Source organism: Alteromonas sp. BL110, from assembly GCF_003443615.1.
Classification (GTDB): domain Bacteria; phylum Pseudomonadota; class Gammaproteobacteria; order Enterobacterales; family Alteromonadaceae; genus Alteromonas.
Genome location: NZ_CP031967.1, coordinates 2,957,200 through 2,975,982, shown reverse-complemented (window position 1 = coordinate 2,975,982; position 18,783 = coordinate 2,957,200). Strand labels below are relative to the sequence as shown.

Genomic DNA, 18,783 nt, shown 5'->3' with positions numbered 1-18,783 from the left:
CCGCGCATTATGCATATGCCAAAAGAATAAAAATAATTATATTTTTATATGCAACACATCACATGATGTTATATATTTAAATTCAAGCATAGAGAAGAAAGACAGCGGAGAAAACGATGCGTCCACACGACTTAAATTTATTGATGATTTTCGATGCCATCATGACTGAAGGTGCTATTACCCGAGCGGCTGACAGGTTATCAATGACGCAACCGGCGGTCTCTAATGCGCTATCTCGGATGCGCACCGCCTGGAACGACGAGTTGTTTGTTAAAGATGGGCGTGGTATTCAACCTACCTCTTTCGCTAAAAACCTTTGGGGCCAAATACAAGGCCCTCTAGGCGAGCTTGAAGTTGCCGTTAACCCCACCGATTTTAACCCTGCTACAGCAAAGCGTACTTTTCGCATTGCAGCCACTGACAGCATTGTATCTATGGTGTGGGCGCCCCTGCGCAAAGTTATTGAGAACGAAGCACCTGGCATCAATATCCATGCGATTCCCAATTACGACATGGAAACGGATAAAATACTTAAAGATGCAGAAGCTGAGCTGACTTTCTCTAAATACCAAGAGCCTGGCTCTGTGATTCGTGCAGAGCACGTTCTTGACCCAAGCTGGGTTGTAGTTATGCGGCCCGATCACCCATTAGCAAAATCACAGCTAAGTTTAGAAGACTTTATCGAAGCTGATCACTTATTAGTGTCAGTGACTGGCGATGTTACTGGCCCAACCGATCAGGCGCTAGCAAATTTGGGGCTTAAGCGACGTGTAGCTATGTCGGTCAATCAGTTTCACAACGCCGCACCTTTACTTAAGGAAAGTAACCTAATTTGCGTAGCCCCATCATTAGTGATGGAAAAGGAAATCTTCTCTGGAGAGTTAGCGGTATTTGAAACACCTGTGGAGATAGTAAGCACTCCATTGTCAGTGATGTGGCATAAGCGCCAAGACCAAGACGCAGGCTTGCAGTGGCTTCGGAGCTTAGTGGTTAAATTTATACGTGAGCGTGTTCAGCGCCACGAAATGCTGCTTTCTCAATGCTGCCGTAAAGCGTATTGCGCTGACACTGTGAAGCGTTTTTTGGAAGAGCGCAATATGGGTTGCGACGAATTTACGCCCGCGCATTTACAAACACCAAGTAACGATGAAGAAGCAAAAGTTATAGTTGGAAAAGAGACAGCCTAAGCGTTTATTAGTCAACCTCTAAAAAGCAGCCTAGGGAGGCTAACCAGTCAAGTGCATCATTTTCAGAATCACTGAAATAGCATGATAAATTGGCCGCTGAATAGACGCGCTCGAACTGACTTTTAACCAAAGCGGGTATATCTGCATTGCTCGTAACAAAAGCACACGCTTGCATACCGTATTGCTTTCTAAGACGCACAGATTCAATTAAAGCTTGCTCGGCATCTGGAGTTAAAATTCCCACACCTTGCACAAAGATCAAAAAGCCCCACGGCTGTCCACCTAAAGGTATAGCGAGTTTTTTGACATCTTCGTGATAGTGTTGAAAAAGCGCTTTTGTTACGACCCCCTTTCCGTCTAGGCGAATAATGTTACCTTTTAGTTCAACGGTATATTCGCCAAACTTCGACTGTACTTTAATTGGGTCTTTAATATTTCCTGACATCTACCACCGCTTAGTATTTTCTGACGCCTAACATGTATGTTCGGATTGAGCTTTGAAATCACATTTGAAATAAAAGTGTAGTACAAAAAAACCCGCTTAAAAGCGGGTTTTGAAAGTAATTTAAAAAGAAGCTATTTTACTTCTTTTTCTTCGCTTTAGGGTTCGGTAGGTCAGTAATGCTTCCTTCGAAAATTTCAGACGCAAGACCAATAGACTCATTAAGCGTTGGGTGAGCGTGGATAGTTAATGCTACATCTTCAGCATCAGCACCCATTTCAATAGCTAGACCGATTTCGCCAAGCATTTCGCCCGCGTTTGTACCAACCATTGCGCCACCGATAACACGGCCTGTTTCTTTTTCGAAGATCATCTTGGTCATACCATTAGTTGCATCAGATGCAATGGCACGGCCTGAAGCTGCCCACGGGAACGTTGCTGTTTCGTAGCTTACGCCCTGCTCTTTCGCTTCTTTTTCAGTTAGACCAACCCAAGCAACTTCTGGCTCAGTGTACGCTACTGAAGGAATAGCACGTGGGTCGAAGTAGTGCTTCTGTCCAGCAATTACTTCTGCAGCAACGTGACCTTCGTGAACCGCTTTGTGCGCAAGCATAGGCTGACCTACAAGGTCACCAATTGCGAATATGTGGTCTACGTTAGTACGCATTTGCTTATCAACATTGATAAAGCCACGGTCGTCAACGTTTACGCCAGCTGCATCTGCGCCAACTAGCTTGCCGTTTGGCTTACGACCAACAGCAACAAGTACTTTGTCGTAGCGTACTGGCTCTGCAGGCGCTTTCTTGCCTTCAAACGTTACATATAAGCCATCATCTTTAGCTTCAACCGCAGTAACTTTGGTTTCAAGCATGATGTTAAACTTGTCTTTGTAGTCTTTCATGAATACTTTCATGATGTCTTTGTCAGCTGCAGGAATTAGCTGATCTAAGAATTCAACCACATCGATTTTTGAGCCAAGTGCTTCGTATACTGTACCCATTTCTAAACCGATGATACCACCGCCTAGTACTAGCATTTTCTCTGGAATGTCTTTCATTTCCAGCGCGCCAGTTGAGTCGATTACGCGGTCATCTTCTGGGATGAACGGTAGGCTTACAGGCTCAGAACCCGCAGCGATAATCGCTTTCTCGAAAGTAATAGTAGTAACGTCGTCACCATTTTTTACTTCTAGGGTGTTTGCGCCAGTGAACTTGCCGTAGCCTTGTACATGCTTGGTTTTACGCATTTTAGACATTCCGCCAAGACCGTTTGTTAGTTGGCTAACAACACTGTCTTTATATTCGCGGATTTTGTCTAAATCGATGGTAGGCTCGCCAAACGTAACACCATGGCTTGCAAGGTGCTTCGCTTCTTTCATCACTTTTGCAACGTGAAGAAGGGCTTTTGAAGGGATACAACCAACGTTAAGACAAACACCACCAAGCGTGTCGCGTGAGTCTACGATAACTGTTTCAATACCTAAGTCAGCCGCACGGAATGCTGCTGAATAACCGCCAGGGCCGCCGCCCAGTACCACCAATTGCGTTTTAATTTCGCTCATTGTGAACCTCAATCCTGTTCTTGTAGGGTCATGCTATTACTTTTGTGTAATAGCATAACCTAAATGCCACCAAATGGGCTTATAAAATCGTCGAAAATGTTACTGATATTGTAAACTTTTTCGACCTTTTACTTAAAGTATGATTCTGCGTAAGTCAGTTAGGTTTGCAGCAACCTCAGTAGAGAATCTTGCACCTACCGCACCATCGATTACTCGGTGGTCGTAAGACAAGCTTAGCGGCACCATTAAGCGCGGCTCGAACTCTTTACCATTCCACTTAGGCTTCATCTCAGACTTAGATACACCTAATATGGCGACTTCTGGTGCATTTACAATAGGCGTAAACGCCGTACCGCCAATTCCACCTAGGCTAGATATAGTAAACGTACCGCCCTGCATGTCGGCCGCTTTAAGCTTGCCTTCGCGGGCTTTCTTAGATGTTTCGATAAGCTCGCGAGAAAGCTCTTCAATACCTTTCTTATTCACATCGCGAATAACAGGTACAACAAGGCCACCCGGTGTTTCAACCGCAATACCAATGTTGATGAACTTCTTGATGATTAAGCTTTCGCCGTCGTCAGAAAGTGATGAGTTGAATACTTCGTATTTCTCAAGGGCTTTCGCTACCGCTTTCATTACGAATACCAATGGCGTGATCTTAAGACCAGACTTAATCTTCGCGTGGTAAGCGTTTTGCTCTTTACGGAAGTCTTCCACTTCAGTGATGTCGGCTTCGTCGAACTGTGTAACGTGCGGGATAGTCGCCCAGTTACGGTGTAAGAACGGACCAGAAATCTTTTGTATACGAGAAAGCTTTTGTTCTTCAATCTCACCAAACTTGCTGTGATCAACAGGTTTAACTGGCACGATTTGAAGTACGTTGTCACCCGCTGGCGCACTGCCAGAAGCTGCTGCCGTGCGAGGCTTAGCAAGCTCAGCTTTAACGTAGGCTTGAACGTCTTCTTTCAAGATACGGTTTTTAGGGCCTGAGCCGTTAACTTGCGTCAGGTCTACACCAAACTCGCGAGCGATACGGCGAACTGAAGGAGAAGCATGCGCTTTACCATTGCCTTTCGCTGCTGGCGCCGGGGGTACGGGAGAACGACCTTGCGAGGCTTCTTGCTGCGAAGCTTGCTTAGGCTCTTCCTTTTTAGGCGCTTCTTGCTTAGGCGATTCAGCTTTAGGCGCTGATGACGCTTCGCCACCGCTGGTCTCTAGTTTAACAACTAGTGTGCCTTGCTTTACTTTGTCGCCTGTTTTAATAAAGACTTCTTTGATAGTACCTGCATGTGTTGAAGGTACATCCATAGTGGCTTTATCAGTTTCTAGCGTAATAAGACCGTCTTCTTTCTCAACCGTATCGCCAGCCGATACAAGTACATCGATAACGTCAACTTCGCCGTCTTCACCAATGTCAGGCACGGCTACTTCAATGGTTTCACTACTTGCAGACGCCGCAGGAGCTGACTCTTGCTTTTCGCTTTCCTGCGCAGCCGGTGCAGATGCTTCAGAAGAAGCATCGCTAGACGCCGATTCACTTGAAGACGAGCCTGAGCCCGCTACTTCAAGCTTAATAACAACTGTACCTTCTTTCACTTTATCGCCAGTGCTGATGAATACTTCTTTCACCGTACCTGCATGTGTTGAAGGAACGTCCATGGTTGCTTTATCGGTCTCAAGGGTAATTAGTCCATCTTCTTTTTCAATGGTGTCGCCCACTGAAACCAATACATCGATAACGTCAACTTCGTCGTCAGAGCCAATATCTGGTACTGCGACTTCAATCACTTCGCTGCCGCCAGACGCAGCAGGTGCTGCGTCTGACTTGCTTTCTTCTTTCGGTGCTTCATCTTGCTTAGGCGCTTCTTCTTGTGAAGCGTCGTTTGAAGATGATTCTTCAGCAGCGCTCTCACCAGCACTATCACCACCAGCAACTTTCATTTCACCAATCACGTCGCCTTCTTTGATTTTATCGCCTACTGATACAGATAGGCTTACAATCTCACCTTCAAACGGTGCTGGGATGTCCATTGATGCCTTGTCACTTTCAACAGTAACAACGCCTTCATCGGCTTCAATGTTGTCGCCTACGGCAACACATAGCTCGATAACTTCAACTTCGTCACCGCCTACATCGGGTACGATAATCTTTTGAATATCTGACATATGTAAAATACCTTATCTGGCTTACGCGTAAAGTGGGTTAAGTTTTTCAGCGTTAATATCAAAACGCTTAATGGCTTCTGCTACCACTTTCTTCTCAACGTCACCACGCTGAGCCAATTCGTAAAGTGATGCAACCACAATGTATGACGCATTAACTTCAAAGTGAGTACGCAAGTTTTCACGGCTATCGCTTCGACCAAAACCGTCTGTACCTAGGCAGCGGTATTCAGTTTCGATGAACGCGCGTACTTGGTCTGAGTAGTTCTTCACATAGTCAGTGGCAGAAATCGCAGGGCCTGCGTCTTTGGTAATAACCTGACCAATGTAAGGGACTTTTTGCTCAGCTTCTGGGTTTAGCATGTTCCAACGTGCTACATCTTGACCTTCACGGGCTAACTCGTTGAACGAGGTAACAGAGTAAACGTCAGAAGATACGTTGTAGTCTTCACACAGAATTTGTGCCGCTTTACGTACTTCGTTCAAGATAGTACCTGAGCCCATTAGCTGTACGTTAAGCTTAGACTTGTCGTTTTCAACGCGCTCAAGCTTGTAAATACCTTTAATGATTTGCTCAGCAACATCATCACCTTCTGGCATTGCAGGGTGCTGATAGTTCTCATTCATCAACGTTAGGTAGTAGAAGACATTTTCGTTGTTACCGTACATGCGACGTAGGCCGTCTTGAACGATAACCGCTACTTCGTAACCGTAGGTTGGATCGTAAGTAATACAGTTAGGAATTAAGTTCGCCTGAACGTGTGAATGACCATCTTGGTGCTGTAGACCTTCACCGTTAAGCGTAGTTCTACCTGCTGTTGCGCCTAGTAGGAAACCACGCGCTTGGCTATCACCCGCTGCCCATGCAAGGTCACCAACACGTTGGAAACCAAACATTGAGTAGTAAATGTAGAACGGAATAGTTGTAGCGTTACACGTTGAGTAAGACGTACCCGACGCTACCCACGATGCCATTGCGCCTAGCTCGTTAATACCTTCTTGCAGTACCTGACCTTTCTTATCTTCGCGATAGTAAGCTACTTGGTCGGCATCTTGAGGAACGTATTTCTGACCTTCGTTAGCATAAATACCTACCTGACGGAATAAGCCTTCCATACCAAAAGTACGGGCTTCATCAGGAATGATTGGCACTACACGCTTACCAATTTTCTTATCTTTCAACAATGCGTTAAGTACACGTACAAACGTCATCGTTGACGATACTTGACGGTCGCCTGAACCTTTCAAAATAGCATCGAATGCGCTTAATTCTGGAACTTCCAACTGCTCTTCTGCCTGTTCGCGGCGAGAAGGCAGGTAGCCCCCTAATGCTTCACGACGTGCGCGAAGGTATTTCATTTCTTCGCTGTCTTCGTCGAACTTGAAGTATGGTAGTTCTTCAATTTTCTCATCAGCTACTGGAATATTAAAACGGTCGCGGAACTGTTTGATTGACTCAACGTCCATTTTCTTCACGTTGTGCGCTACGTTTTGCGCTTCACCTGAAGAACCTAAACCGAAACCTTTAACCGTTTTAGCAAGAATTACTGTTGGGCGACCTTTGGTATCAATCGCTTTTTGGTAAGCTGCAAATACTTTAACTGGATCGTGACCACCACGGTTTAGACGCCAGATGTCATCGTCAGACATATTTGCTACAAGCGCCGCTGTTTCAGGGTACTTGTTGAAGAAGTTTTCACGTGTGTACTTACCGCCTTTGGCTTTACAGTTTTGGTATTCACCGTCTACCGTTTCACCCATAAGCTGAATTAGCTTGCCAGATTTATCACGTGCTAGGAGTTCGTCCCAGTAGCTGCCCCAAATCACTTTCACTACTTCCCAGCCTGCGCCGCGGAACGTACCTTCAAGTTCTTGGATAATTTTGCCGTTACCACGTACCGGGCCATCTAGGCGCTGTAGGTTACAGTTGATAACAAACGTTAGGTTATCTAGGCCTTCGCGAGACGCCAGACCGATAGCACCCAAGCTCTCTGGCTCGTCACACTCACCATCACCCATGTAGCAGTATACGCGCTGACCTGAACAGTCCTTAATACCACGGTTAGTTAGGTACTTAAGGAAGCGTGCTGTATAGATAGCTTGAAGCGGACCAAGACCCATAGATACGGTCGGGAACTGCCAGTAATCTTTCATCAAGTGAGGGTGTGGGTAAGACGATAGACCATCGCCAGCGCACTCTTGGCGGAAGTTATTCAACTGCTCTTCCGTTAGGTTACCTTCCATATAAGAACGCGCATAAATGCCCGGAGAAATATGGCCTTGAGCGAAGATAAAGTCGCCGCCCTGATTTTCATTAGGCGCTTTGAAGAAGTGGTTAAAGCCTACATCGTAAAGCATAGCCGATGATGCAAAGCTGCCAATGTGGCCACCAAGCTCTAGGTCTTTTTTCGATGCACGCAATACGATCATTAGTGCGTTCCAACGAATAGCCGCACGGATGCGCGCTTCGATGGTCAAGTCGCCAGGCATGTTTGGCTCTTGCGCTGCAGGGATAGTATTGATGTAGGCAGTAGTAGCGTCATACGGTAAATGCGCTCCGCTGCGACGTGCTTTATCAATAAGTTTTTCGAGTAAATAGTGGGCGCGTTCTACGCCTTCCTCTTCTAAAACCGACTCAAGCGCATCAATCCACTCTTTAGTTTCTTGAGGATCTACATCTTGGTGCATCATATCAGACATGGTGCCATCCTATTTTTTGCTTATATAGAAAATCCTCCCTTAGCATTGCCTCTATCTTAAAGGCGCTAAAAGAAGGAAAACTAAATTACGTTGTACTCACAGTGACCCAATCTGGCTCACCTGCTTTTGCAGTGGCACAGGAAAAACCTGACCGGCCTCTGCGAATGAATAGCTAACTAGCCCTTATTACGAGGGTAAGACTAGGTAACTAAATCTCTAATCGTCGCAATGCGCGCTGTACGCGGGTATCGCGTTGATTAATAGTTAATAGCGTTTTTTCAATAAACGCTAAATGCGTGTTACATGCCTGGCGGGCAGCTTCAGGGTCGCGAGAAGCGATAGCTTCTACAATTTCACGACGCTGCTTTGCGATGTCTTCCACCGCTTCCGGGTGCGCAGCCAGCATGTCAAAGTTTCGTTCAATATTGTCCACCAGCATGCTTTGCATGGTGCTCATTACGTGCAACAACACCATATTGTGTGATGCTCTTGCCATAATGATATAAAACTGTCCTAGCGCCTCCGCTTGGGCACGCTTGCTTTCGTGCGCTTTGGGCGTAGGCACATTGTTTAATGCTTGCTTTAATGCATCGTAGTCTTCAGGTTGACCACGAAGTGCCGCGTAGTACGCTGCCATTCCTTCTAAGGCATGGCGAAATTCAAGCAAATCGAATTGAGTTTCAGGGCGCTGGCTTACAAGGTCCATCAGCGGATCTTTCATGGCTGAATTGAGGTTGCGATTAACGAACGTACCGCCGCCTTGCTTACGCTCTACCAGACCGCGCGCTTGCAAATTACCAATGGCTTCTCTTAATGATGGACGAGATACATCGAATTCAAGCGCAAGCTCTCTTTCTGGCGGTAACTTTTGACCGGCCAATAGCGTACCGTCGAGTATCATTGACTCGAGTTGTTCGGTAATTACATCAGAGAGTTTTTTTCGCTGCTGACGCATGCGCTCAACGTATCCTTCTATTTAAACCATGCTCTATAACAATATCGAAGATATAAGAGCGGTGAATGTAAAAAATAATCATGGAAAATTTAAACACAAACACAATTGGTAATACCATTTTACCTATCTAGTTTAAGGCAGATCGTTTTCGAGGTAAATACTCCCAAGCATAGCAAAGCCTAGATGATTTGCTCGGTGTTAAGCTTTATTGTTGAATTTGTTAAGAAAAGTATTCACTATGAAACTGGTCTGATGAGAGGCGAAGTGGAAATTAGATTAAGCGAAGCGCCTGATCTACATACAAATAATAAATAGACCAAACGCTCTTATTAGCAAGACGCTTTAGTAAATGTTAAAAATAATGATTATGCCAAGCTGCCTACAAGGGTTAGCGCTGCCGTTATAACAAGTAGAAAAATAACATTACGTTTTGCTAACTTTACTAGCACTTGGGGTTCAACTGCTGCATTTTCGGCCTGTAACTGCTGTTCGTCTGGGGTTAGCACCTCGGCTTTCGAGGAAATTTGCGTCAGCACGTCGTAGGCAGGCACGTCGAACTGGAGCGCGTGTTTTAACCATTCAGGCAACGCCCTTGAGAAGTGCCCCATCATCAGCATGCCGAAGGCTGTCACACGAACAGGAATATAGTCGAGAGCGAACATCAACCTACCCGCCGCTGCTTTTAGTGGATGATTAGCGTTACATAAAGCTTCAGTGGTGCTTCTACTTAGGCAGTAAAACAGTGCGCCCGGTGCGCCAAACGCTATAAACCACAGCATCACCGCCGCGTAGTGCTGGTAGTTTAGCCAAGTAAGGTGCTGGCCAAAACTTTTACCTTCTGTGCCCGCACTGCCGTCGCTTTCATTTCGACTTGCACAATGACCCAGCTGGTCGGTATACATACTACACGCCTGAAGGTCTCCTCGGTCGGCGGCATTCAGGAAATTCTTATAAATGCCCCTTAGTACCGGACAGCCAATACATATGAAGAGCACTAGACTTTGCTCTATAAAGGTAAGGAATGCGCCAAACAACCAGTACTCAATAGCTCCTAACACAAATGCGGGAAGTAAAAGGTAAAAATAAAGCGCAATTGACGAAGCCTTCTTATCATTACCTTCGCTTTCTTCTTCTGTTTCTTGGTATTTGATTAAACCTTTATCTTTAAGAAAAGCTCGATATTGCGTGGCATACTTTTCAATATGCCAATTCGAAGTTTTTGTTATCAGTCGCTCAAGACTAAGCACTAATAGCAGGCTCATTAACATCATAGGTATCGCGTTCCTTTTTTTCAGCGACCTGGATCAATTAGTGTTCTTCAATCCAGATACGCCCATTCTGTATTTTGCCCAATCGAAAGCAACACCGGGGTCGGTTTTTCGCCCCGGCGCAATATCATTATGACCTACAATACGTCCTAAAGTGATCCGAGGATAGTATCGAGTGATAAAATCAGTGAGCTCGCCGAGAGCCTGATACTGCGCATCAGTAAAAGGAAGCGTGTCTGTACCTTCCAGTTCGATGCCAATAGCATAATCGTTACAGCGATTGCGGCCTTGAAAGGTTGAAACACCTGCATGCCACGCCCTTTGTTCAAAGGGTACGAACTGTTCTATTTCGCCAGTTCGATAAATCACACAATGAGCAGAGACCCGTAGCCCGGCAATTTCCTTATAAAACGGATGGTCATCAGGGTTTAGCGTACCGGTAAACAATTGTCGTATGCCAGGCGTACCAAATTGTGAAGGCGGCAATGAAATATTATGTATAACTAATAAGCTGACATCAGCATCGTCAGGACGAGCGTCATAATGTGGACTTGGGGTGTAGTTCGCTTTGTTATAAAGCACCATAGTATTTGCTTCGGTAATTGATTTTCTGGGTAATAGCCTACATTGTATGAGGATATAAGTGTATAGGGCTATAAGCGCTATAAGCCATTTCTAAAACACTATTTAAATGGGCAATATTAAAGCCGCTGTTTTAATAGGTAGGCTAAGTGAGGGCCTCAATAAAAAACAGTACATCATTGCTATTAGTAAGGCAGTTATCAATAAGGTAAAAACATGAATGAACAACAAGACCCGACGACCTCAGCGGGCAAATGGATGGTTGCCCTTGCATGGATTTGCGGTTTCGGTTTACTTGTTTTTGTCTTTTCTGACTTACTAGAAAAACAAATAAACCCAAACAGCGAGCCCACGTCCGAACGGATTGGTTCACAAACTGAGGTACGCCTTAAACAAAACCGCCAAGGGCATTATGTGACCACAGGCTACATCAACGGTGAGGAAGTCATATTTCTTGTTGATACGGGTGCCACTGATGTAGCGGTCCCCGCACACTTAGCGAACAGGCTTCAACTAAAAGCCGGACGTGAGGGTTTAGCCAGTACTGCCAATGGCGTAGTGAGGGTTGCCGAATCGACAATTGACACCTTACGCATTGGCGAAATTGTTGTACGTAATGTAGACGCAAACTTGAACCCCGGTATGCAAGATGACCATATACTGCTTGGAATGAGTGTTCTTCGCCAATTAGAGTTTACTCAGCGCGGAGAATGGTTAATATTGCGTACCCTTTGAATATATAAATAGCATAGATAAAAGCGATGAAAATGACATCACCAGATATGCAGGCGATCAGAGAGCAAGTATCAAACGCGCTTGTAGAAGATCTTGGCGGCGAAGTAAATGCTGCAAACGACATTACCGCTAACCTGATAGATGAAAGTGTAAACGCCAAAGCGACTATTATTACTCGCGAACCTTGCGTGGTTTGTGGAATAGCTTGGGCTAATCAAGCATTTGCGCTTATTGACGAGTCGGTGTCGCTAACCTGGCATGTAAAAGATAGCGACAAGGTCGAGGCTGACACAGTATTAGTGAGTTTGGAAGGCTCTGCTCGCGCTATATTAACTGCCGAACGTACAGCGCTTAACTTTTTGCAGACACTTTCTTCAACAGCTACAGTGACTGCTTTTTATGCCAAATTTTTAGCCGGCTCTAACACTAAAATTTTAGACACCCGCAAAACTTTACCCGGACTGCGCTATGCACAGAAATACGCAGTACGTTGTGGCGGTGGTCAAAACCATCGCGTAGGTTTGTTCGATGCATTTCTAATTAAAGAAAACCACATTTTTTCTTGTGGAAATATCGAAAAAGCCGTGAGTCGAGCGAAAACCATGATGCCGGGTAAGCCTGTTGAAGTAGAGGTAGAGAACCTAGCTGAATTCGAACAGGCCCTTTCAGCGGGTGCTGACATAGTTATGCTGGATAATTTTTCTAACGAACAGATCCAACAGGCAGTAGCGCTTAATAAAGGCCAATGTAAACTGGAAGTATCAGGAAACATTACTGATGAACGACTGGCATCACTTGCGCAACTAGGTGTAGATTACATTTCATCTGGCGCATTAACCAAACATGTTCAGGCAATTGATTTGTCGCTTCGAATTACTTTGTCGTAGTAGAGCAGTTTATAAGGCGTTTTAGTTAGCTAACTCGGTGTCAACACCTAAGTTAACTGCGATGCAAGAAAGCGTGAGTTGTAGTATGATCAAAGATACTAGAACTCACGAATATCCCCAGTTATTTCTCATCATGTTTTGCTGTGTATAGATAGATATACGTAGATAAGTCATTAACTTTTATACGAAAGTACAAGTGATCACGCCTGCCATAGCGCAGCTATCCATGTCATACTGCAAAAGCTAGACATACGTATATTTGCCTATACTTGTCAGTAACAAATAAAATTCTATACTGAGTATCAAGTACCAGGGGCGTTGAAAAGGACGACTCGGGTATAAACGTCAATTTGAATTAGATTTTAAACTTTACGTGTTATACACGTCCCGGAGAAAAACCATGATGAACATGAATAACAAAAACCAAAAAGGTTTCACACTAATCGAACTAATGATTGTTGTAGCAATCATCGGTATTCTTGCAGCAATCGCGCTTCCTGCTTATCAAAACTATACGCAGAAAGCTCGTTTCACTGAAGTTACCAATGCGACAGCAGCAGCGAAAACAGCTGTTGAAATCTGTGCTCAAACAGTCGACGATTCACTAGCGACCTGTGATGGTGGTACCAACGGAATCCCAGCAGATATCACCGCGTCAACTACCGGCTACACAACTGCTATGGTAAGAGTTTCGACATCTAACGGAGCTATCGTTGCCACAGCGTCAGGTGATTCTGGTGTAACTCAGGCAGATGGTTCAACTCCTGCAACCTACACATTGACACCAGCAGTAGCTGCAAACGGAAACGTAAATTGGACTGCTACTTGCAACCCTACAACTCTTTGCTAAGTACAATTGCTTACATTTAACAAAGAAAAACCCAGTTCAATGCTGGGTTTTTTGTAATTTTTTAGGTTTAAGTTTATGGCAAAGGCTGCGACTATATTTACTTGGCAAGGCAAAGATCGCAAGGGACAAGCTCGGAAAGGCGAGATTTCTGCCACATCACTTTCTGAAGCAAAGAACCTTTTGCGTCGCCAAGGTATTTCTGCCAATAAAGTAAAGAAACTAACTAAGCCCCTTTTTGGTGGCGCAAAAAAAATAACTCCCGCTGACATTTCCGTTATCTCTCGTCAAATTGCTACTATGCTGGCCGCTGGCGTTACTTTAATTCAGTCTCTTGAAATGATCGCTCAGGGGCATGCGAACCCGTCAATGCGCAAACTGCTTGGCGAAATAACCGAAGAAGTAAAATCGGGTAATCCACTTTCTTCAGCACTCAGAAAACATCCTCTTTACTTTGATGACCTGTATTGCGATTTGGTTTACACAGGCGAACAGTCGGGTGCTCTTGAAACTATTTACGACCGTATAGCCACCTATAAAGAAAAAGCTGAAGCACTAAAATCAAAGATCAAAAAAGCGATGTTTTACCCTATCGCAGTTTTGGTGGTTGCTTTTATTGTTACAACCATCCTACTTATTTTCGTTGTACCTCAATTTGAAGAAATATTCAGCAGTTTTGGCGCTGAACTGCCTGCATTTACTGTATTTGTGCTGGGAATTTCGCGATTTGTGCAAGACTACGGTATTTTTATCGCCATGGGAGTGGCAGCAGCAGGCTTTATGTTTGTGCGAGCGCACAGACGTAGCCAAAAGCTGCGCGATAGCGTAGACCGCAATATTTTAAAAATTCCGGTTATAGGTGAAATACTTAAAAAAGCCAGTATTGCCCGCTTTACCCGTACCCTTGCAACCACCTTTGCTGCAGGTGTTCCACTAATAGGCGCCCTTGAATCTGCCGCGGGTGCATCTGGCAATGCGGTTTATCGTGATGCCATTTTGTATATACGTAAAGAAGTAGCAGGCGGTATGCCTATGCATGTAGCCATGCGTGCTACCCAAGTATTCCCTGATATGGTCACGCAAATGATTGCCATTGGTGAAGAGTCGGGCGCGGTCGACGAAATGCTGAGCAAAATTGCCACCATTTACGAAGCAGAAGTTGACGACATGGTAGACGGTTTAACCAGTTTACTTGAACCTATGATCATGGCTGTACTAGGCGTAGTTATTGGCGGCTTAATTGTGGCCATGTACTTGCCTATATTCGAAATGGGTAACGTGGTATAACTTGCACATATTGCTAGCTTTGTGATTATTAGTTTTACGATTGCTAGCTCTATAAATGTGAACGATTTGGGCGACGCTTTTTAGTGGCGCCCATAAGCAAGGTTTAACACCCGACTTTTCCAACCACTATTATAACTAAAAGATCTGCACTTCATGGACGCCATAATAACACTTAGTCAGCTCTACCCTGCTGTATTTTATTCTCTTGTTTTCTTTGTAAGCTTAATGGTGGGCAGCTTCCTAAATGTTGTGATTTACCGCCTGCCTATTATGATGGAGCGCAGCTGGCAACAAGAGTATGAAAGCTATTTTAGTGATAGCGCAAGTGGCAAGGAAAACGACGGCGCCACTATATCTGCCGATGACAAGTCCCCCGTATCCACAGATACATTCAACCTAGTAAAACCTGACAGTACCTGCCCAAGCTGCGGCCACAAAATTCGCGCGTGGGAAAATATCCCTGTTATCAGCTATCTATTTCTAAAGGGTAAGTGTGCTAAATGCAAAGTAGGTATTTCAATACGCTATCCACTTGTTGAACTTTTCACTGCTATAGCTTGTACCTTCGCTGCTTATCAGTTTGGCGTGACTTCACAGGCAGTGTGGGTGGTAATCTTCACCTATGTGCTTGTTGCACTGCTGTTTATTGACTTAGATAAAATGTTGCTTCCCGACCAGTTAACACTGCCTCTGCTTTGGCTAGGTTTACTGCTAAGTACACAAAACATATTCGTAGGCACTACCGATGCTATTATCGGTGCAGCGGCAGGCTATTTAAGCTTATGGTCTGTTTACTGGCTATTTAAGTTAGCAACAGGCAAGGAAGGCATGGGCTATGGCGATTTTAAACTGCTCGCGGCACTTGGGGCATTTACTGGCTGGCAAGGCCTACCTGTTATTATCTTGTTGTCTTCATTTGTGGGTGCCATTGCAGGCATACTCATTATGGTCATTCAGAATAAAGGCAAATCGTTAGCTATTCCTTTTGGACCCTATTTGGCTGTGGCAGGCTGGCTGACGTTGCTTTTTAAAGATGCGATCATCGCTACCTATCTCGGCTACGTGCTTTAACAACAGGGTTTAGTTGATATGGACAAACAAAACGCGTTCGTAGTGGGCCTTACCGGCGGTATAGGTAGCGGTAAATCGGCAGCAACGGCCGTTTTTGAAAACCTGGGTATTGATATTGTTGATGCTGACGAAGTCGCACGTGACGTTGTTGAAGTAGGCTCAGAAGGCTTACGACAGATTGCCGAGCATTTTGGAGAAACGATTTTGCTAGAAGATGGAAGCCTTAATCGCGCCGCCCTTCGCGAAAAAGTATTCGCCGAAGCAGAAGAAAAGCATTGGTTAAACGGTTTGCTGCACCCCTTTATTCGCTCTCGAATGCAGCAGCTTATTAGTGAGTCGACCTCATCCTATTGCATTTTATCTGTGCCCTTACTTGTTGAAAACAAACTAACCGAAATGTGCAACCATGTAGTGGTGGTAGATTGCCCAGAAGTAATGCAGCTTGAACGAGCGTTAAAACGGGACGGCAGCACTGAGCAAACTATAAAAAGTATTATGGCTTCGCAGGCTACACGTAAAGAACGCATTGATGCGGCAAATGATGTACTTGATAACAGCACAAGCCTAGAGGCGCTTGCCAGTCAAGTGTTAACTCTACACCAGAAGCTACTAAGCCTTGCTTCAATGTAAACGTAAGCGGTTTGCAAAATAGCAAACCGCTTCTATCTCTACTTGTCATATCTACCGTTACTGTCTGGCTTTTCTGCTTGCCACTTTTACCCAACTGTTCTAATTCGCTCTGCTGTTTCGTTCTTCTGTTTCGTTCTTCTGTTTCCGTTTGAGGCCTTACCATTCTTTTCTTATAACGGGCCTTCCCGGTCAACAGAGTTACTTTTTGAAACTTTTTTGACCAATTAGCGTCAAACTATGCATTTGTCGAACAAGTAGACTTGGCTTAAATGCCTTGATGCTTTAGGCTTGCTGTTATTCGCCGCACTACAAGGTTGTAGTGCAGTTTCTCTAAGTCTATGTGTTTTAAGGGGTTCCATGGGTAGCGCTGTATTCGAGTTTCCACTAAAGGAAAAAGTACGTAACTATTTACGTGTTGAGCAGCTGCTTGGGCAACTTAAAATAACCGCCAAATCAGAACACACGCACCTTCAGCTTGTGTTCTTTGAACAACTTTTTGAACTTCTCGACCTAATAGAAAGACTGGATCTTCGTTCAGATTTAACCAAAGATCTTGAAGCCCACGAAAAGAATTTAGTCTACTGGTCGAAACACCCTAAAATTGACAGTAAAGCGTTAGAGCAAGCGCTGAAAACCGTGCTTACCTTGAAGCAAAAGCTGAAAACAGACCGCCGTTTTGGTAGCGCGCTTAAAGATGATAAATTGCTTAGTGCTATTAGACAGCGCTTTGCCATACCCGGCGGCGCATGTAGCTTTGACCTGCCAAATTTGCACTTTTGGTTACAGCAGCCGCTTGAACAGCGTCAAATCGAAATTGCACAATGGTTAGAGACTTTAGGGCTTCTTGACGATGCTATTGCTGTTAGCCTATCGTTCATCCGCGAGCGAGGTCAGTTTGTAAATGCGGTGGCAGAGAACGGCTTTTACCAAGGTGTGGCGGAAGATAAAAATGAACTTATTCGCGTAAAGTGTAGCGTAGACGAAGGCTACTACCCAACCCTAAGCGGTAATAAGTACCGTTATGCCCTGCGCTTTATGTTGTTTTCTCCACAAGAAAGCCAAACAAGCTCAGTGGAAAACAATATTCAGTTTCGCTTAGCAGCCTGCTAAACTTCGGTTCTATTCAATGCTTTTCAACTTTTTTCGTCTTGGGCACGGTTAACTTTCTTGATCTGTGCCGCAATGACGTATTTCACTGGAGTCTACTATGGAAGTGAAATGCCCTATTTGCGCCAAACAGGTGGTGTGGGCACCTACAAGCGAATACCGCCCTTTTTGTAGCAAAAAATGTCAGCTTATTGATTTAGGCGAATGGGCTGCAGAAGACAGAAAAATTGCCGGCAAGCCTGCAGAGGAAGCCACGCCGAAACATATAGACGTGGAAGAAATTGAGGCGATGTTAGCACAGCAGTCTGACGACTTTTTCAAACACTAATTTTATAGCCGCATTTTCACACTAGTAAAAAGGAATAGTAATGTTTAACTCTATCGCACTTGTTGGTGGTACTCATGGCAACGAGACCAGTGGTATTCAGCTTATTCGAAACTGGCAACAGTTTGGGCTACCTTCGCGATTTAATGAGCTAAACGTTTCATTGAACATAGCCAACGAAGCTGCCCTAGATGCTAACGTGCGTTTTGTAGAAGAAGATTTAAATCGTCAGTTTACCTTTGAGCGTTTATCAGATAGCAACACCGCTAAAGAAGCTGTGCTTGCTAAATCATTGAATCAAAAGTTCGGGCCGAAAGGTAATTCAAATACCGACTTCGTTATTGATATTCATAACACCACCAGCGAGATGGGCGCTACGCTCATTATCTTAGAAGCAGATGAATTTCACGTACAGCTAGCACGGTTTGTTAAGCAACAAATGCCTGAAGCAAATATTCTAGTGGAGGATGAAAAGCCTTATTTAGAGCATGGCTATCTGTGCACTACGGGTAAGAAAGGCGTAATGATTGAAGTGGGTGGTCAGCCTCAAGGCGTATTAAGAGAAGATGTGTACCTTTTAACACAAACCATGGCCGAAGCCATTTTAGATTTTTGTGTAGCCTATAATAAGCAGGAAATAAAAACAGACGTATTACCACCATGTGAAGCATTTCGTTTGGGAGAAAACGTAAGTTTTCCTTTAGACAAAAATGGCAATCGCACCGCTATGGTTCATCATTCATTGCAGGACAATGACTTTAAGCCATTGTTACCCGGCGCTCCCATGTTCAGAACCTTTGACGGCAAAGATATTTTGTGGGGCGGAGAAAAAGAAACCTACCCTCATTTCATTAATGAAGCGGCGTATTTCAAATTGGATGTTGCATTCGCCACTGCAGAGCGTATAGAGCTCTAAATATACGCTTGCAGGCGGGGAACTGTTTCTATTTAAATGAGCCACCCAAATATGCTATTTAAATGCTATATAAATACCATTTAAATGCCCTGCAGCTTAAGTGAACAGTATCCCTGTCTG

17 protein-coding genes are annotated in these 18,783 nt (G+C 44.6%); 10 read left to right on the top strand and 7 right to left on the bottom strand.

Annotated elements, in window-relative coordinates; translation table 11 throughout:
* Nucleotides 1-116: 116 nt before the first annotated feature.
* Nucleotides 117-1,187, top strand: coding sequence for a LysR family transcriptional regulator (locus D1814_RS12835; protein WP_118492855.1), 1,071 nt, complete (start codon nucleotides 117-119; stop codon nucleotides 1,185-1,187).
* Nucleotides 1,188-1,194: 7 nt separating this feature from the next.
* Here the strand turns inward: D1814_RS12835 and D1814_RS19615 are convergent, their stop codons facing one another.
* The 7 genes from D1814_RS19615 to ampD all read right to left on the bottom strand — a co-directional run bounded on the left by D1814_RS19615 (nucleotide 1,195) and on the right by ampD (nucleotide 10,861).
* Nucleotides 1,195-1,632 (bottom strand): hypothetical protein, encoded by a 438-nt coding sequence (locus D1814_RS19615; protein ID WP_232368875.1) that lies wholly within the window; start codon nucleotides 1,630-1,632, stop codon nucleotides 1,195-1,197.
* A gap of 136 nt (nucleotides 1,633-1,768) precedes the next feature.
* Nucleotides 1,769-3,190 carry a dihydrolipoyl dehydrogenase gene (gene lpdA / locus D1814_RS12820; RefSeq protein WP_118492851.1) on the bottom strand — a complete coding sequence of 474 codons (1,422 nt, stop codon included), beginning with the start codon at nucleotides 3,188-3,190 and terminating at the stop codon, nucleotides 1,769-1,771.
* 132 nt (nucleotides 3,191-3,322) lie between these two features.
* The gene (gene aceF / locus D1814_RS12815; protein ID WP_118492849.1) at nucleotides 3,323-5,356 is read right to left on the bottom strand and encodes a pyruvate dehydrogenase complex dihydrolipoyllysine-residue acetyltransferase; all 2,034 of its coding nucleotides are present in this window, start codon (nucleotides 5,354-5,356) and stop codon (nucleotides 3,323-3,325) included.
* Between the two features lie 21 nt (nucleotides 5,357-5,377).
* On the bottom strand, nucleotides 5,378-8,053 hold the full coding sequence (aceE, locus tag D1814_RS12810) for a pyruvate dehydrogenase (acetyl-transferring), homodimeric type (protein ID WP_118492847.1): 2,676 nt from the start codon (nucleotides 8,051-8,053) through the stop codon (nucleotides 5,378-5,380).
* A gap of 208 nt (nucleotides 8,054-8,261) precedes the next feature.
* A complete protein-coding gene (pdhR, locus tag D1814_RS12805) occupies nucleotides 8,262-9,008 on the bottom strand; it encodes a pyruvate dehydrogenase complex transcriptional repressor PdhR (protein ID WP_118492845.1) in 747 nt (248 codons plus the stop codon).
* A 365-nt stretch (nucleotides 9,009-9,373) separates the two neighbouring features.
* Nucleotides 9,374-10,279 (bottom strand): beta-lactamase regulator AmpE, encoded by a 906-nt coding sequence (ampE, locus tag D1814_RS12800; RefSeq protein WP_118492843.1) that lies wholly within the window; start codon nucleotides 10,277-10,279, stop codon nucleotides 9,374-9,376.
* 33 nt (nucleotides 10,280-10,312) lie between these two features.
* The gene (gene ampD, locus D1814_RS12795; RefSeq protein WP_118492841.1) at nucleotides 10,313-10,861 is read right to left on the bottom strand and encodes a 1,6-anhydro-N-acetylmuramyl-L-alanine amidase AmpD; all 549 of its coding nucleotides are present in this window, start codon (nucleotides 10,859-10,861) and stop codon (nucleotides 10,313-10,315) included.
* Nucleotides 10,862-11,074: 213 nt separating this feature from the next.
* Between ampD and D1814_RS12790 the strand changes: the two genes are divergently transcribed.
* From D1814_RS12790 to D1814_RS12750, 9 genes are all read left to right on the top strand, one after another.
* Nucleotides 11,075-11,593, top strand: coding sequence for a retropepsin-like aspartic protease family protein (locus tag D1814_RS12790; RefSeq protein ID WP_118492838.1), 519 nt, complete (start codon nucleotides 11,075-11,077; stop codon nucleotides 11,591-11,593).
* 32 nt (nucleotides 11,594-11,625) lie between these two features.
* A complete protein-coding gene (gene nadC, locus D1814_RS12785; protein WP_118492836.1) occupies nucleotides 11,626-12,480 on the top strand; it encodes a carboxylating nicotinate-nucleotide diphosphorylase in 855 nt (284 codons plus the stop codon).
* 400 nt (nucleotides 12,481-12,880) lie between these two features.
* Nucleotides 12,881-13,330 carry a pilin gene (locus D1814_RS12780; RefSeq protein WP_118492834.1) on the top strand — a complete coding sequence of 150 codons (450 nt, stop codon included), beginning with the start codon at nucleotides 12,881-12,883 and terminating at the stop codon, nucleotides 13,328-13,330.
* Nucleotides 13,331-13,405: 75 nt separating this feature from the next.
* Entirely contained in the window at nucleotides 13,406-14,614 is a 1,209-nt protein-coding gene (locus D1814_RS12775) for a type II secretion system F family protein (protein WP_118492832.1), read from the top strand.
* Nucleotides 14,615-14,767: 153 nt separating this feature from the next.
* Nucleotides 14,768-15,685, top strand: coding sequence for a prepilin peptidase (locus D1814_RS12770; protein WP_118492830.1), 918 nt, complete (start codon nucleotides 14,768-14,770; stop codon nucleotides 15,683-15,685).
* A gap of 18 nt (nucleotides 15,686-15,703) precedes the next feature.
* On the top strand, nucleotides 15,704-16,315 hold the full coding sequence (gene coaE, locus D1814_RS12765; protein ID WP_118492828.1) for a dephospho-CoA kinase: 612 nt from the start codon (nucleotides 15,704-15,706) through the stop codon (nucleotides 16,313-16,315).
* A 357-nt stretch (nucleotides 16,316-16,672) separates the two neighbouring features.
* Nucleotides 16,673-17,425: a cell division protein ZapD gene (gene zapD / locus D1814_RS12760; RefSeq protein ID WP_118492826.1), complete on the top strand. Its 753-nt coding sequence runs from the start codon at nucleotides 16,673-16,675 to the stop codon at nucleotides 17,423-17,425.
* 97 nt (nucleotides 17,426-17,522) lie between these two features.
* Complete coding sequence (yacG, locus tag D1814_RS12755) at nucleotides 17,523-17,750, top strand: DNA gyrase inhibitor YacG (protein ID WP_118492824.1); 228 nt, start codon at nucleotides 17,523-17,525, stop codon at nucleotides 17,748-17,750.
* A 40-nt stretch (nucleotides 17,751-17,790) separates the two neighbouring features.
* The gene (locus D1814_RS12750; protein ID WP_118492822.1) at nucleotides 17,791-18,663 is read left to right on the top strand and encodes an aspartoacylase; all 873 of its coding nucleotides are present in this window, start codon (nucleotides 17,791-17,793) and stop codon (nucleotides 18,661-18,663) included.
* Nucleotides 18,664-18,783 lie beyond the last annotated feature (120 nt).